The organism is Halopiger thermotolerans (assembly GCF_054654555.1).
Map to the genome: position 1 here is coordinate 2495968 of NZ_BAAIEU010000004.1, position 15427 is coordinate 2511394.

16 protein-coding genes are annotated in these 15427 nt (G+C 68.7%); 3 read left to right on the forward strand and 13 right to left on the reverse strand.

The features are described 5' to 3' along the window. Nucleotides 1-132 precede the first annotated feature (132 nt). Nucleotides 133-1485 carry an AMP-binding protein gene (locus ACYQ26_RS20105; protein WP_459810653.1) on the forward strand — a complete coding sequence of 451 codons (1353 nt, stop codon included), beginning with the start codon at nucleotides 133-135 and terminating at the stop codon, nucleotides 1483-1485. 100 nt (nucleotides 1486-1585) lie between these two features. Continuing rightward, nucleotides 1586-2362: a type 1 glutamine amidotransferase gene (locus ACYQ26_RS20110; protein WP_459810654.1), complete on the forward strand. Its 777-nt coding sequence runs from the start codon at nucleotides 1586-1588 to the stop codon at nucleotides 2360-2362. A 93-nt stretch (nucleotides 2363-2455) separates the two neighbouring features. Here ACYQ26_RS20110 and ACYQ26_RS20115 read toward each other — a convergent pair whose 3' ends face one another. From ACYQ26_RS20115 to ACYQ26_RS20130, 4 genes are all read right to left on the reverse strand, one after another. Continuing rightward, complete coding sequence (locus tag ACYQ26_RS20115) at nucleotides 2456-2860, reverse strand: hypothetical protein (RefSeq protein WP_459810655.1); 405 nt, start codon at nucleotides 2858-2860, stop codon at nucleotides 2456-2458. A gap of 102 nt (nucleotides 2861-2962) precedes the next feature. Next, complete coding sequence (thrC, locus tag ACYQ26_RS20120; RefSeq protein WP_459810656.1) at nucleotides 2963-4225, reverse strand: threonine synthase; 1263 nt, start codon at nucleotides 4223-4225, stop codon at nucleotides 2963-2965. Nucleotides 4226-4312: 87 nt separating this feature from the next. After that, nucleotides 4313-4732, reverse strand: coding sequence for a helix-turn-helix domain-containing protein (locus ACYQ26_RS20125; RefSeq protein WP_459810657.1), 420 nt, complete (start codon nucleotides 4730-4732; stop codon nucleotides 4313-4315). A gap of 30 nt (nucleotides 4733-4762) precedes the next feature. After that, nucleotides 4763-5068: a DUF8001 family protein gene (locus ACYQ26_RS20130; protein ID WP_459810658.1), complete on the reverse strand. Its 306-nt coding sequence runs from the start codon at nucleotides 5066-5068 to the stop codon at nucleotides 4763-4765. A gap of 140 nt (nucleotides 5069-5208) precedes the next feature. Here ACYQ26_RS20130 and ACYQ26_RS20135 point away from each other — a divergent pair, with 140 nt between their 5' ends. Further along, complete coding sequence (locus ACYQ26_RS20135; protein ID WP_459810659.1) at nucleotides 5209-5682, forward strand: histidine kinase; 474 nt, start codon at nucleotides 5209-5211, stop codon at nucleotides 5680-5682. A gap of 398 nt (nucleotides 5683-6080) precedes the next feature. Here ACYQ26_RS20135 and argF read toward each other — a convergent pair whose 3' ends face one another. From argF to ACYQ26_RS20180, 9 genes are all read right to left on the reverse strand, one after another. Then, the gene (gene argF, locus ACYQ26_RS20140; RefSeq protein ID WP_459810660.1) at nucleotides 6081-7001 is read right to left on the reverse strand and encodes an ornithine carbamoyltransferase; all 921 of its coding nucleotides are present in this window, start codon (nucleotides 6999-7001) and stop codon (nucleotides 6081-6083) included. After that, a complete protein-coding gene (locus ACYQ26_RS20145) occupies nucleotides 6998-8116 on the reverse strand; it encodes a [LysW]-lysine hydrolase (protein ID WP_459810661.1) in 1119 nt (372 codons plus the stop codon). The genes argF and ACYQ26_RS20145 overlap by 4 nt, the downstream gene beginning before the upstream one ends. Nucleotides 8117-8118: 2 nt before the next feature. After that, on the reverse strand, nucleotides 8119-9270 hold the full coding sequence (locus ACYQ26_RS20150; protein ID WP_459810662.1) for an aspartate aminotransferase family protein: 1152 nt from the start codon (nucleotides 9268-9270) through the stop codon (nucleotides 8119-8121). After that, nucleotides 9267-10151, reverse strand: a complete 885-nt coding sequence (locus ACYQ26_RS20155) for an acetylglutamate/acetylaminoadipate kinase (protein WP_459810663.1) — start codon at nucleotides 10149-10151, stop codon at nucleotides 9267-9269. The genes ACYQ26_RS20150 and ACYQ26_RS20155 overlap by 4 nt, the downstream gene beginning before the upstream one ends. Before the next feature lies 1 nt (nucleotide 10152). Beyond that, the gene (gene argC, locus ACYQ26_RS20160; protein WP_459810664.1) at nucleotides 10153-11229 is read right to left on the reverse strand and encodes an N-acetyl-gamma-glutamyl-phosphate reductase; all 1077 of its coding nucleotides are present in this window, start codon (nucleotides 11227-11229) and stop codon (nucleotides 10153-10155) included. Continuing rightward, complete coding sequence (lysX, locus tag ACYQ26_RS20165) at nucleotides 11229-12107, reverse strand: lysine biosynthesis protein LysX (RefSeq protein ID WP_459810665.1); 879 nt, start codon at nucleotides 12105-12107, stop codon at nucleotides 11229-11231. The genes argC and lysX overlap by 1 nt, the downstream gene beginning before the upstream one ends. A gap of 2 nt (nucleotides 12108-12109) precedes the next feature. After that, nucleotides 12110-12274: a lysine biosynthesis protein LysW gene (gene lysW, locus ACYQ26_RS20170; RefSeq protein WP_049928823.1), complete on the reverse strand. Its 165-nt coding sequence runs from the start codon at nucleotides 12272-12274 to the stop codon at nucleotides 12110-12112. Between the two features lie 258 nt (nucleotides 12275-12532). After that, on the reverse strand, nucleotides 12533-14038 hold the full coding sequence (gene argH, locus ACYQ26_RS20175; RefSeq protein WP_459810666.1) for an argininosuccinate lyase: 1506 nt from the start codon (nucleotides 14036-14038) through the stop codon (nucleotides 12533-12535). A gap of 6 nt (nucleotides 14039-14044) precedes the next feature. After that, entirely contained in the window at nucleotides 14045-15286 is a 1242-nt protein-coding gene (locus tag ACYQ26_RS20180; RefSeq protein ID WP_459810667.1) for an argininosuccinate synthase, read from the reverse strand. Nucleotides 15287-15427: the final 141 nt, after the last annotated feature.

Genomic DNA, 15427 nt, shown 5'->3' on the forward strand with positions numbered 1-15427 from the left:
CGAGCCGCGGCTTCGCCGTCGCTCACCGCGGCTCGGCGCGCCGTCATCGATCGTGGTCTCGCCGTCGTCTCTGGCCCGGTACTTGCGAATGACCCCCGCCGTATTACGGGCTCGAGCGTGGTAGCCGGGGCCGTGACTCTCTCGCTGGCGCGGCGCGCGGACCGCTACCCCGACCGGACGGCGGTCGTCGACATCTCGGAGGAACGGCTCTACGCCCCCGCGGAGACGATCCACGAGAACCGCGTCTCCTACGCGACGCTCTCGGAGTTGGCCGCCGAGACGGCCGATCGGCTCGCCGAACTGGGGATCGACGCCGGCGACACCGTCTGTCTGGTCACCCGGAACCGGGTGGCCTCGCTCGCGCTCCTGTTCGCCTGCCGCCGGCTCGACGCGACGTTCGCCCCCATCTCGCACCGCCTGACGCCCGTGACGGTCGAGCGGCCGTTCGCGGTGCTCGAGCCGACGCTCGTCGTCGCGGAGGCGGCCCAGCGGGATCTCGTGCGCTCGATGCCGTTCGATCGGACGGTGACGCTCTCGGAACTGGCCGAGGTCGACGTCAGCGAAGGCGGTACCGCCGACGACGGCGTCGCCACCGACGAACCACCGGACCCTCGAGTCGGCGACGATCAGACCGCCACCGACGACCCCCTCCTGTTGCTCCACGGCGACGGCGGCCGGCCGATCGTCCGCTACTCCGCGCGAAGCCTCGAGTGGAACTGCATCGCGACGCTGGTGACGTGGGGCCTCTCTCCGCGGGACACCGTGCCGCTCGTCGCGCCGCTGTCGGCCCACGACGGCCTCGTTCGGACCGCGCTCCCGACGCTGTACGCCGGCGGCCGCCTGCTGCTCGACCGGGCGTTCGACCCCGGCGATACGCTGACCGCGATCGAGAGCGAGGACGCGACCCTGTTCGCGGGCCGAACGGCCGCGTTTCGGGACCTCGCGGCCGAGTCCCGGTTTCCGGCGGCCGCCGCCTCCCTCGAGCGTGCGTTCCCCGACGCCAGCGTTCCCGCGGACGTCCTCGAGCCCTACCGCGAACAGGGGATTCCGGTCGCGCGGACGTACGGGCGCCTCGAGTGCCCGATCGCGCTGACTCAGACCGGCACGGATCCGGCAGACGCTACCGGGACTGACGCCGTCGACGTCGGCAAACCGGTCCCCGACTGTCGCGTCCGGCTGATTGCCGACGGGAGCGACTGCGACCCGCTCGAGGGTGCGGGGACGGGATCGCTCGCGCTCTCGGGGCCGGTGCTGGCGGACGGCTACGTCGGTGCTCCCGGCGCCGACTCGTCCGGTTCGGACGGCGACGCCGGGGGTGACGGCGAGACGACCGTCGACGCCGGCTTCGGAACCGGCGATCGAACGAACGAGAAACCCGACGATACCGCGGATCGCGGCCGGTTCGCCGACGGCTGGTTTTACGCGGACGAGCGGTTCCGGCGAGACGAAACCGGCCGCTACTACCGTGCTGACGATGATCGATAATGGACGAAAAGAGAGAACGAACGCGCGGTCTCGACTGCGATCGCGGCAACGACGGCGACGTGCAGAAGGCCTTTCATCATCGAGTCGCCAATAGTGGACGATGAAGCAACTCCGAATCGCCGTCCTGAACGCGGCCCATCGGGACGAGAACACGACGCGGAACTTCCGGCGCGAACTCGACGCGTCGCTGTCGGAGTTCGACGTGACCGCGGGTGAGGTCCCCGAAACGTTCGACTACGACGGGGCCGTCGTCACCGGGTCGCGGTCGTCGGTCTACTGGGACGAGGAGTGGATCGCCGCCACCGAGGAGTGGGTCGGCGAGGCGATCGATCGCGGAATGCCCTTCCTCGGCGTCTGTTGGGGCCACCAGCTGCTCGCGCACGTTCTCGGCGGCACCGTCGAGGACATGGGCGCCTACGAGGTCGGCTACAGCGAGATCGAGCAACTCGGCGACTCGCGGCTGTTCGAGGGTATCTCCGAGGAGTTCACCGCCTTCACCAGCCACTCCGACGAAGTGTCGGAACTGCCCCCCGGCGCCGAACCGCTCGCTGAAAACGAGTACTCGAACCACGGCTTCCGGAAGGATCGAGTCTTCGGCGTCCAGTTCCACCCCGAGTACGACACGAAAACCGCACGTGAACTCGTCCACCGCAAGGAGCTCTCCGACGAGCGCCTCGAGTCGATCCTCGACGAAATCACCCCGGAGAACTACCGGCGGGCCTGCCCGGCGAAGCTCGTCTTCGATAACTTCCTCGCGTTCGTCGAGGAGGTGCGCACCGAGGAGGCTGCGGCCGCAAGCGCGGAGGCTGAACTCGAGACGGCCGCCGACGCCGAGACGGAAGCGGACGCGACGCCCGAAGTCGGCAGTTCGGACTAACTCGGATTCTGCCGTTCGCTTTTCTGCAGTTACGTCACGTCGGTCGTCCGCGGACCGCACGAAAACGGAGGGGCGTCAGGGGGACGCAGGTCGCTACCGCCAGCGCTCGAGCAGCCGGTGTAGCAGTCCGTCGTTCGCGTCGGTCGAGTCCTGGCTCGCGTCTGCCGATGGCGCCTCGTCCGTTCGCTCCGCGAGCAACCGTTCGTACTGCGCGACGATCTCCCGCTGGCGGGACTCGCTCGTCTCGAGCGCGCGTTCGAGGGCCGTCACTCGCGCCCGGAGCTTCGTCTGCTCGATGCGGTGGCTGAGCGGCGGCTCCGGGCCAGTGGTCGCGTCGGACGCGGCGGGGGATCGGGCGCTCGAGTGCAGGTCCGTGGACGCGGCGGACGAGCGAAACTCGAGTTCGACGTCGGTCGCCGCGGGACCGGGCTGCTCGTGGTCGGATCGGGCCTCGGGGGACTGGGACTGAGACTGAGAGGGGTGTCGGTCGGCGGACATGGACAGCACAGGGTATGCGACCGGTACCCAAAAGAGTCAGTCAGTCGGGCGTCAGACGCGTCCGACGCGTCCGCCCTGCGTCGGCCGGCTGGTCGATGTCCGTTACTCGCCGCGCAGGTGCTCGAGCACGCCCTCCGTATCGGCGGGCACGGACTCTGGATCGTTGCCCGCGGCCGCGGCCGCGTCGGGGTCCTTGAGCAGGTGGCCGGTCGTCAGGCAGGCGACGCGCTCGTCGTCGTCGACGATGCCCTCGGCCCGAAGTTTCCGAAGCCCCGCGACGGAGGCCGCGGAAGCGGGTTCGACGCCGATCCCCTCGCCCGCGAGGTCGCGCTGGGCCTCGGTGATCTCCTCGTCGGTCACCGCAATCGCGGTGCCGCCCGTCTCGCGGATGCCCGGCAGCGCCTTCGGCGCGTTGACCGGGTTGCCGATCCGGATCGCGGTCGCGCGCGTTTCCACGTCGTCCCAGCGCCGGACCTCGTCGGCGCCGTTCTCGATCGCCTCGACCATCGGCGCCGCGCCCTCGGCTTGGACGCCGACGAGCTTCGGCACCTCGGACTCCTCGAGCGCGCCGGCCTGGACGAGTTCGCGGAAGGCCTTGTACAGCGCGGAGGTGTTGCCCGCGTTGCCGACGGGGAGGACGATCCGGTCCGGGAACGCGCCGTAGTCGTCGCGGAAGCCCTCGAGGATCTCGAGGCCGATCGTCTTCTGACCCTCCAGTCGGAAGGGGTTTAGCGAATTGAGGAGGTAGGCTTCGCCGCCCTCGGCCAGTTCCTGCACGATGTCGAGGCAGGCGTCGAAGTTGCCGTCGACCTCGAGGATGCGCGCGCCGTGGAGGCTGGCCTGGGCGATCTTGCCGGCGGCGACCTTGCCGGCCGGCAGCAGGACGAGCGTCTCCATTCCGCCGCGGGAACCGTACGCCGCCAGCGCGGCGCTGGTGTTGCCGGTGGAGGCGCAGGCCAGGCGGTCGACGCCCAGTTCCCGCGCGACGGCGACGCCGACGGTCATCCCGCGGTCCTTGAACGAGCCGGTGGGGTTCATCCCCTCGTGTTTGATCCGCAGGGCCTCGACGCCGATTTCGTCTTCGAGCCGGGGGACCTCGTACAGCGGCGTCGCACCTTCCTGGGTCGTGACGCCGTCCTCGAGCGGGAGGGCGTCCGAATAGCGCCAGACGCCCTCGCCCTCGAAGTCGTCGAACGTCGGGAGGTCGGCGTAGCGGACCTCGAGGAGGCTATCGCACTCGTCGCAGGTGTAGCGGACGTCCTCGAAGGGGGCGAAGGTTGCGCCACACTCGATGCACTCGAGCCAGACGCCGTCGTCGGCGACGTCGGGCGTTGCCGGTTGCTCGGCCGAGAGACTGAGACTCATTGTCAGTCGAGAGGGAGGCGAAGGGGAAAAAGTGAGTGGATTCGCCGGTCCCGATCGGGTCTCGCTGGCAGTCGGTTCCGACGAGCCTTACGTTCGCTTCGATTCCTCCTCGGTCGGTCCTGCCCGCGCTCGCTCGCCGTCGAACTCGTCGATCACGTCGTGGACCGTCTCGGTCCACGCGTCCAGGGCCTCGTGGAGCGACGCCTTCGCCTCCGGGAGTGCGACCGCGGTGTACTGGTAGACGTAGCCGCCGCCGTCCAACAGCCGCCGCTCGCGCCGCGCGAGCCCCCGGTCGTGCAGCGTCGCCAGCGATCGGTTGACCGTGCTCCGGTCCCGCTCGAGGGCCGCCGCGAGCTCGTCGACCGTGCTCCCAGGCCGGTCGCGGAGCACGAGGTAAGTCCGCGTTTCGTGGTCTTCGATCCCGAAGACGCAGCTCATCACCTTCTCGAACGGAGGGCTCGAGTCCTCGAGTAGCTCCCCGAGTCGGTGCTCGGTATCACCGCTCATAGGTGAGCCGTCGACCCGCGGCGCAAAGAGCTATCGGTCCGCCGCGTCCGAGTCGGTCGGCGACTCGGCGTCGGCTTCCGGACCCGCCGCGTCCGCATCCGCGTCTGCCCCGTACCCCATCCGTCGAATGCACGTTCGCATCTCGCCCTCGCTCTCGTGGCGGTGCAGTCGCGTCGGGGTGTCGCAGTAGTACACCGATCCGTCGTACCGCAGCACGATTTCGTGGGTCCCGCCGGCGACCGTCGTCGCGACGACGACCCGATCGCCGGCCTCGATCGCGGCAATGATCTCGTCGGCCGCCAGATCGCCTGCGGAAACGCGGATCGTGTCTCCCATCGACTCCGACTGTGACCGCCGGTGCAAAGAACGTTCACGTCCCCCCTGCTCCCTCGGACGGGAACCGTCGACGGTACGGTTGTGCGCGGGCGGTTCCAGACCGGGGTACCGCTACTACTCACTGGGTGCTACTATATACCATGGCACAAGAAACCGAACGTAGAACCGTCGACCGCACTGCAACTGCACTCGAGCCCTGGCAGGCCGGCGCCGTCGGCGGCATCGTCGGCGCGATCGTCTTCGGCGCGCTGATGGCCGCCCGGACGCCCGGCGTCCTCGAGATGGCGATTCCGGCGATGTACGGCCTCGAGGGCGGCCTCGCGGGGATGATCATTCACGTCTCCCACGGCGCCGTCCTCGGCGTCGTCTTCGCGGCGCTGCTCGTCGCGGCGGGCCGTCCGACCCTCGGCGCGGGAGCGGCCGGCGCTGCCGGCCTCGTCTACGGGCTCGCCGTCTGGGCGCTCCTGGCGGTCGTCGTGATGCCGATCTGGCTGTCGGCGGTCGGCTTCTCGATGGCGCCGTCCGTGCCGAACGTCGCCGTGGAGAGCCTCGTCGGTCACGCCGCGTACGGGCTCGTCCTGGGCGTGACGTACGCGGCACTCACCCGGCGGTAGATCGCGATACCCGACCGTCTCGCGGCGACGATGTCGCGACTCTCGAGACTTTCGGGAGTCGAGGACGCCACCGTTCGATTGCACCCGCTCACAGCGCGTAGAGGCCGATCAGCGCGGCCGGCCCCAGCAGCATGATGAAGACCGCGAGTAGCACCCTGAATGACATACCCGTAGTTGTATCCGAGTGACATATAATAGCTCGAGATCGTTCACGGATTCGACCACCGAATACGGGAGTCAACGACCGGTTGACGGCCGAATTCCGGTGCCGTTCCCGGTTCGAATCGCTCGAGCGACGCGGGTGTCACTCGGGGGACCGAATCGCGTTCTCGAGAAATCCGTTCGACAAGAGACGACCAGAAAATACCGCTCCTCGGACCGCTCGCGAGCAGCGGAGTCTACTCTAAGAGCCAACTCAACAGCGCCTTCTGTGCGTGCAGCCGGTTTTCGGCCTGATCGAAGACGACCGAGCGGTCGCTCTCGATGACGTCGTCGGTGATCTCCTCGCCGCGGTGGGCCGGCAGGCAGTGCATCACTGAGGCGTCGGGCGCCCGCTCGAGCAGGTCCGCACAGACCTGAAAGCCCTCGAAGGCCTGCATTCGGACGTCGCGTTCGTCCTCCTGGCCCATGCTGATCCAGACGTCGGTGTAGATGACGTCCGCGCCGGCGGCGGCCTCGTCGGGGTCGTGCGTGATCGTCGGATCGCCGCCCAGTTCGCGGGCGCGCTCGATGACGTCGTCGTCGATGCCGTAGCCTTCGGGCGTCGCGACGGTCAGATCGATGTCGGTCAGCGCACAGCCGAGCACGAATGACTGGGCGACGTTGTTGCCGTCGCCGATCCAGGCCGCGGAGACGCCGTCGAAGCCGCCTTCCTGCTCCCGGATCGTCAGCAGGTCCGCCAGCGTCTGGCAGGGGTGGGCGTCGTCGGTCAGGCCGTTGACGACCGGCACCGACGAGTACTCCGCGAAGACCTCGATGTTCTCGTGCTTGAAGACGCGGGCCATCACGGCGTCGACGTACCGCGAGAGGGTCCGGGAGGTGTCTTTCAGCGGTTCGCCCCGGCCGAGCTGGATGTCGTCCTCGCCGAGGAAGACGGCGTGGCCGCCCAGCTGGGTCATCCCCGTCTCGAAGGAGACGCGGGTGCGGGTGCTGGGCTTCTGGAAGATCATCCCCAGCGTCTGGCCGTCTAGGTCCTCGTGGTCCTCGCCGGCGTGCTGGGCCGCTTTGTACTCCTCGGCGCGCTCGAGGATCGTCAGGAGTTCGTCCTCGGAGACGTCGTCGATCTCGAGGAAGTGCCGGACGTCGTCGCCGTCCGTCATTCGTCGTCACCTCCGGCCAGCGTCGCCGCGACGCGTTCCAGCACGTCGACCGAGTCGTCGAACTCGGTAAGCGAGAGTCGCTCGTCGGGCGCGTGGTCCAGATCGGAGTTGCCGGGGCCGTAGGTAGCCATCGGGCAGTCCCACGCGCCGGCGTAGAGGTTCATGTCGCTGGTGCCGGTCTTGCGAACCAGTCGCGTATCGCCGCAGACCTCCCGGATCGCCACGCGGAACGCGCGGGCGACCTCGGTGCGGGGGCTCTCCATCACCGGGGGAATCGGCTCGGCCCACGAGACGGTGCCGATCTCGAGTTCGGCTTCCGCCGTCTCGCGGACGGTTTCGGCGTCCAGCGACGGGGGAATCCGCAGCTGGACGTCCAGCGTCGCTTCGACGGAGAGGCCGTCGTCGCTGATCCCGCCGTCGATGTCGACGGGTTTGGCGGTGACGCGTTCGAAGACGGGCTGGTACTCGTCGTTCTCGAAGGCGTCCTCGACGCTGGTCCACCACTCCGTCGCGTGCTGGATCGCGTTCGGCTCGGGACGCGAGGTGTGACCGGATTCGCTCGTGGCGACGTAGGTGCCCGCGAGGAAGCCGCGGTAGCCGAGCGTGATGCCCGTCGTCCCGCTGGGTTCGCCGTTGATGACGGCGTCGGGCTCCTCGCGGTCCGCCACGAGGTGGCGCGCGCCGCGGGAATTGGTCTCCTCGCCGACGACGCCGACGAAGGAGACGCCGGTGCGGACGGCCGCGGCGGCCATCGCGGCCAGCGGGCCGGTCGCGTCGACGCTGCCCCGGCCCCAGAGGATCTCCTCGCCGGTTTCCTCGGCGACGTCGGCCGCGACATCGTCCTCGTCGGCCGACTGCACTTCGACGGGAATCTCGCCGGGGACGGTGTCGACGTGCGAGGTGAGCAGGACCGAGTCGTCCGCGGGCGCACGGACGTTGCCGACCTCGTCGATCCAGGCGTCGCGACCGTGGGTCTCGAAGAACGCGACGAGCCGCTCGGCGGCGTCGCGCTCCTCGCCCGTCGGCGACGGGATCGAGACGAGATCGATCAACAGCTGTCGTGCGACCTCGTGCGAAACGTCGGCCGCGTCCTGATCCTGTGTGGCTGCGCTCATGGTTAGTTCCCCTCTGAATCGGAGCCGACGACCGCCGTCAGCGCGTCGACGAGCTGGTCCGCTTCCTCCCGACCGATCACGAGCGGCGGTAGCAGCCGGAGGACGGTCCGACCCGCGGGCAGCGCGAGGATCTGGTGGTTCATCGCCAGATCGCGGGCGACGCGGTTCGCCCCCCGTTTCAACTCGAGGCCGACGAGCAGGCCCCGGCCGCGGACCTCGCGGACGTCGTCGCCCAGCGCCGCCTCGAGTTCGGTGGCGAGGTAGTCGCCGATCTCGGCCGCGCGGGCGGGGTACTCCTCCTCGACCAGCGTCGAGACGGTGGCGTGGACCGCCGCAGCGACGACGGGGCCGCCGCTGAACGTAGCGTTGTGGGACGCCGCGCCGTCGGCGATCCAGTCCTGCACGGCGACCGCGCCGACGGGCAGGCCGTTGCCCAGCCCCTTCGCCGTCGTGAGGATATCGGGCGTGACGCCGACGTTCTGGCAGGCCCACATCGAACCCGTGCGGCCCATGCCGGTCTGGACCTCGTCCAAGACGAGCGCCGCGCCGGCCTCGTCGGTGAGGTCGCGAGCCGTCTCGAGGTAGCCCGCCGGCGGGACGTTGATCCCGCCCTCGCCCTGAATCGGCTCGAGGATCACGGCCGCGGTCTCGTCGTCGACGGCCGCGGCGAGTTCCTCGTCGTCGCCGTATGGGACGAACTCCACGTCGCCGGCCAGGGGCTCGTAGGGCTTCTTGTACTTGTCCTTCCAGGTGGCCGCGAGCGAGCCCATCGTCCGCCCGTGGAACGAGCGGGTCGCGGCGACGATCTTCGACTCGCCGGTCGCCGACCGGGCGAACTTCAGCGCGGCCTCGTTGGCCTCGGTTCCGGAGTTGCAGAACCAGGCGGACTCGAGGCCGTCGGGCGTCGACGCGACGAACGAGGCGTAGGCGTTCTCGCGGGCCTCGACGGGATAGGAGGAGTCGACGAAGGTGAGCTCGCCGACCTGCTCCTGGACCGCGTCGACGACCGCCGGGTGGCAGTGGCCGAGCGGCGTGCAGGCGAAGCTCGCGCCCGCGTCGAGGTACTCCGTGCCGTCGGCGGTGTAGAGGTACGGTCCCTCGCCGCGCTCGAGGCCGATCGGTTTGCTGCCGGAGACGAAATCGAGGTCGCTCATTGGGCCACCTCCTCGCCGTCGTCCGCGTCGTCCGCGTCGTCCGCTTCGTCAGCGAGCACGCCGGGCTCGAGCGTCGTCCCTTCGCCTTCCAGCGCGCTCGTGATCGGTGCGTCGGCGTTCGCCGTCGCGACGGTGACGCTCGCGGCGCCGCCCTCGAGGGCTTCCTCGGCGGCCATGACCTTCTTCGTCATGAAGCCTTCAGCGGCGTCCTTGACGGCCGCGAACTCCTCGGGGGTCGCGGCCGAGTCGATCTTCGTCGACTCGTCGTCGGGATCCTCGTAGATCCCGGAGACGTCCGTGAGGACGACCAGGTCTGCCTCGAGCGCGCCCGCGATCGCCGCGGCCGCGCGGTCGGCGTCGGCGTTGACCGCCGTGTAGCCGCCGGACTTCTCCTTGCCCAGCATGGGAACGGAGACGACGGGCGTGTAGCCGCCCGCGAGGACGGTCTCGAGCAGGTCCGCGTTGACCGACTCGATCTTGCCGGAGTGGTCGCCGCGCTTGATCTTCTTCTTGCCGTCCTCCTTGACGCGGACGGCGGACTTCCGTTTCCCTTCGAGGAGCTTGCCGTCCGTGCCGGAGAGGCCGACGGCGTCGACGCCCTCGTTGTGCAGGCTCTCCACGAGATCCGTGTTGAGCTTGCCCGGCATGACCATCTTGAAGACGTCCATCGTCTCCTCGTCGGTGAACCGCCCGACGACGCCGCCGGGGGTCTCGACGTAGGTGGGCTCCTTGCCGAGGTCCTCTAAGGTCTCGTCGACGGCCGTCGAGCCGCCGTGGGTGAGGACGACATCCTCGCCGTCCTCGACGAGCGAGGCGACATCGGCGAGGGCGCCTTCGGGATCGACGGCGCGCGCGCCGCCGATTTTCACTACTACCGTCATTTTAGGGCGCCCCCACGGGGTGCAGCCCCGTAAACTCGAGTCCAGCCGTTTCCTCGAGGCCGAGCGCGACGTTGGCGGCGTGGACCGCCTGGCCGGCCGACCCCTTCATCATGTTGTCGATCGCCGAGAAGACGACGACCCGCTTGTTCGAGGGGTCGAGTTCGAAGCCGACCTCGGCCAGATTCGTCCCGGCGACCGCCTTCGGCTCGGGGTAGCGGTAGACCCCGGAGCCGCCCGCGGCCATGCGGACGAACGGCTCGTCCTCGTAACATCCGCGGTAGGCTTGCCAGAGGTCGCCCTTCGAGACCGGGCTCGAGGGGAAGACGTGGCTCGTCGCGCTGGCGCCGCGGATCATGTCCACGGCGTGGCAGGTGAAGGCCACCGAAGTGCCGAGGAACTGCTCGATCTCGGCCTCGTGGCGGTGGCCCGTCGGCGCGTAGGGGCGGACGACGCCCGAGCGCTCGGGGTGGCTCGAGGCCTCGCCGCCGCCGGCGCCGCCCTCCGACGACCCCACTTTCACGTCGACGACGATCTGTTCCCCGCCCTCGAGGATGTCGTGCTCGAACAGCGGGTACAGGCCGAGGATGGTCGCGGTGGCGTTACAGCCGCCGCCCGCGATGAGTTCGGCGCCTGCGAGATTGTCGCGGTTGATCTCGGGCAGCGCGTACTCGGCCTTCTCGAGGTATTCGGGCGCCTCGTGGCCGTCGTACCACTCGTCGTACTGCTCTTCCGTGTCGAGGCGGAAGTCGGCCGAGAGGTCCACGACCGTATCCGCGTGGTCGAAGAACTCGTCGATCTGGCCCATCGAGACGCCGTGGGGCGTCGCCGCGAACAGCACGTCGACGCTCTCGAGGTCGTCGGGTTCGGTAAACCGGAGGTCCGACCCGCGAAGCGGCGGGTGGACCGAACCGACGCTCTTGCCGGCCTTCGACCGGCTGGTGACCTCGCTGATCTCGAAGTTCGGGTGGCCCGCCAACAGGCGCAGCAGTTCGCCGCCCGTGAAGCCGGAGCCGCCGACGACGCTCGCGGTGATCGTCTCCGCGTTCTCGTCGGCGCCGGTTTCGGTGCCGACCGCCATCAGGCGGTCACCTCGAGTTCGTCCTCGGCCGCGGCGGCCGCTTTCTCCTCGAGCCAGTCGACGACGGTGCCGGCGACGTCGGTCTCGACGGCGCCGTCTAAGGCCTTGAACTCGACGGTGTGGTTGACCTCGTGGACCGTATAGCCGTCTTCGGTCTCCATGAGGTCGACGCCCAGCAGCCCGCCGCCGACGGCGTCGCTGGCCTTCTGGACGAGTTCCTTCGCCTCGTCGTCGAGCTCGAAGACGTCGGTTTCGGCGCCCTTCGCGGCGTTGGTGATCCAGTGGTCCGACGAGCGGACCATCGCCGCGATGGGCTCGCCGTCGGTCGCCAGCACGCGGATGTCCCGTCCGGGCTTCTCGACGAACTCCTGAACGTAGAACACCTTGTGCTCGTAGTGGCCAAGCGTCGCCTTGTGTTCGAGGATCGCTTCGGCCGCCGACTCGGAGTCGATCTTGGCCATCAGACGGCCCCACGAGCCCACGACGGGTTTGAGGACACAGGGGTAGCCGAACTCCTCGATGGCCTCCATCGCCGACTCCTTGGTAAAGGCGACCTTCGTCGCGGGCGTGGGCACGCCCGCCCGCTCGAGCGCGAGGCTGTTCTTGACCTTGTCCGCGCAGATATCCGCGGTCTCGTTGCTGTTGACCACGGGGATCCCGTACGCCTCGAAGAACTGCGTGGCGTACAGGCTCCGGCTCGTGGCGAGACAGCGGTCGACGACGATGTCGAGGTCCGCGAACGCCTCGGGGACCTCGCCGATGTCGAAGGTCTGCTTGCGGACGTCGATCTTTTCGACCTCGTGGTCGCGCTCGCGCAGCTCGTTCAACAGCAGCTTCTCGTCCTTGCGGATCCGGGAGTAGAGTATTCCTACCTTCAAGGTTACTCACCCCAGTCCTCTTCGAGCTCCGGGGCTCGCTCGAGGACTGGTGGCTCGGTGTCGACGACTTCCAGCTCGGCGCCGCAGGTCGTACAGTCAACGATCTCTCCAACTTCCAGATCGTCGTGCAGGGACACGTCAGCCCCACACTCGACGCATTCGGTCATTGTACCTGCAACTGGGAGCCGATATCCCTTAAAGCCTTCGAACTTATCAGAACAAAAACATGAAGCGCACTACCGGCTAACGGAGTGAAAAGGCGACCACGCGGCGGATTTAGTCTGACATATCATGTGGTAGGTAGTACGTCCCCTCGCGGGGACGGCGGTGGCGAGATCGGAGATCTCGCTCGCTCGCAGGTTCGCGGCTCACCTGCGAACGGTGGCGAGATCGGCGGGAACGGGATCGGAGCGGTAGGTGACACGTTAGACATACTCGTTCACCTCCGAGCGAAGCGTTTCGCGTGCGTCCTCGAGGGCCTCGTCGCGCTCCTCGAGGGTCGCCTCGTCGTCCGCGACGGCGCTCCGCGCGGCCTCGAGTTGGTCGGCCACCGCGTCGGGTGCGGGGCCGCCCTGCGAGTCGCGGCTCGCGACGCTTTCGGCGGGGTCGAGCGCCTTCTCGACTGCGGCGGGATCGACCAGCGACTCGAGGGGTTCGCCGAGCACGTCCTCGGCGGCGGCCTCGAGGGCGTCGTAGTCGGCGCCGTTTTCGGCGGCCACCGCGACCATCTCGTGGGCCGTGCGGAAGGGCAGGCCGTTGGCCGCGAGCAGATCTGCGACGCCGGTCGCCGTCGAGAAGCCCTCGCCGGCTTCCGCCGCGAGGGTCTCCGCGTTCCAGTCGGCGGTGGCGACCGCACCCGCTGCGACCTCGCTTGCCTCCGTTACGGCGTCGACGGTCTCCCAGGCGTGGGTCGTCGCCCGCTGGAGGTCGCGGTTGTAGGCGCGGGGGAGTCCCTTCAGGGTCGTCGTCAGTCCCTGCACGCTGCCGGCGGCGTCGCCCGCGACCGCGCGGACGAGCTCGAGCGTGTCGGGATTCTTCTTCTGAGGCATGATCGACGACGTCGAGGAGTAGTCGTCCGCGAGGTCGACGAAGCCGCGGTTCGCGAAGATAACGACGTCCTCCGCGAGTCCCGACAGCGTCGTCGCGTGGGTCGACAGCGCCTGCACCGTCTCGAGCAGGAAGTCCCGGCCCGAGGAGGCGTCCATCGAATTTTCCACCACGCCGTCGAAGCCGAGCAGTTCGGCCGTGCGCTCGCGGTCGATGTCGAACGTGGTTCCGGCGAACGCGGCGCCGCCCAGCGGCGACTCGTTGATGCGGTCGTAGGCCTCGAGCAGCCGCGCCGTGTCGCGGCGGACCGCGGCCTCGTAGGAGAGCGCCCAGTGGGCGACGGTGGTGGGCTGTGCGGGCTGGAGGTGGGTGTAGCCGGGCATGATCGTCTCCCGGTGCTCGGCGGCCACCTCGACCAGCGACTCGCGCAGTGCCAGCGTCGTCTCGATCGCCTCGAGGACGTCCTCGCGTAAGCGATATCGGATGCAGGCCGCGACCTCGTCGTTGCGCGAGCGCGCGGTGTGCATCTTGCCACCCTGATCGCCGATGCGCTCGATGACGGCCGTCTCGATGGCCTCGTGGACGTCCTCGCCCTCGGGGAGGCCGTCGTGGCCCTCGACTTCGATCGCGTCGAGGGCGGTCAAGATGCTCCCGGCGACGTCGTCGCCGACGATCCCCTGCTCGGCGAGCATTACGACGTGGGCGCGATCGACCTCGAGGTCGGCCTCGAAGATCCGCCGATCGGCCTCGAGCGAGGAGAGGAAGCTCCGGGCGGGGCCGCCGCTGAACCGGTCCCGCCGGACGACGCCCTCGTCGCTGCCGCCGTCGGTTTCGACCGCGGGCTCGAACTCGCCGCCACCGTCGTGAGCGCTCTCCTCAGTCATCTGTCCTTACTCGTCTGTTTCGTCGCCGCTGCCGTCCGTCGCGAGTTCGACCTCCTCGCCGTCCTCGGCGTTGGCCGCGATGGCCTCGTTCGCGAGGCGGCGCTGGAAGCCGTGGTACTTCGCGACGCCGGTGGCGTCCTCCTGCTTGATCTTGCCGACCGTCTCGGTGTCGAAGGAGGCGTGCTCGGCGGAGTAGGCCGCGAACTTGCTGTCGCGGGCGACCGGACGCGCCTGCCCGCCTTCGAAGCGGATCGTGACGGTGCCGGTGACGCGCTTCTGGGTTTCGGCGATGAAGCCCTCGAGCGCGTCGACAAGCGGCGCGTCGACCAGTCCTTCGTAGCCCTTCTGGGCCCACTGCTGGTCGATCTGCTGCTTGAACTGGCGCTCCTCCTGCGTGAGCACGAGGCCCTCGAGGGCCTCGTGGGCGTTCAGCAGCGTCGTCGCGGCCGGGTGTTCGTAGTTCTCGCGGACCTTCAGGCCGAGCATGCGGTCCTCCATCGTGTCCGTGCGCCCGACGCCGTAGGGGCCGGCGATCTCGTTTAAGTGCTGGATGAGTTCGGCGGGCTCGTACTCGACGCCGTCGACGGCGACGGGATAGCCCTCCTCGAACTCGATCTCGATCTCCTGAGTGTCGCCGGTGGGCGACTGGGTCCAGGCGTAGATATCCTCCGGCGGGACGTAGCTCGGGTCCTCGAGCTCGTCGCCCTCGACGGAGCGGCTCCAGAGGTTGGTGTCGATCGACCAGTCGCCGCCGCTGCCGCCCTCGACGGGCAGGCCCTTCTCGTCGGCGTACTCCTGCTCCCACTCGCGGGTCAGGCCGAGTTCGCGCACGGGCGCGATGACTTCGAGATCCGAGTCGCGCCAGACGGCCTCGAAGCGCAGTTGGTCGTTACCCTTGCCCGTACAGCCGTGGGCGATCCCGTCGCAGTCCTGTTCCTCGGCGACCTCGAGGATCGCCTTCGCGATGACGGGTCGCGCGAGCGCCGTGCCCAGCGGGTAGCCCTGATAGGTCGCGTTCGCGCGAACGCTCTCGAGACAGAGGTCCGCAAACTCGTCTTTCGCGTCGACGACGTAGTGGTCGAGATCGAGCGCCTCGGCGGTTTCCTCGGCTTCCTCGAACTCCTCGGCCGGCTGGCCGACGTCCACCGTGACGCCGATTACTTCGTCGTATCCGTACTCCTCCTCGAGCAGCGGGACACAGACAGTCGTGTCCAGGCCGCCCGAGAACGCAAGTGCCACGCGGGTCATGTCGTACTCGAGTGAAACGGAAGGATAGCCTTAAATTCGTCGGTTTAACTCGGGAAAACTAAGGATAGAGCGGCTGCTAACCGAAAATTCTGGAGTTTCTGCAACGAGTGAAACGTTGGAACGAACCGGGACGTGGGGTAG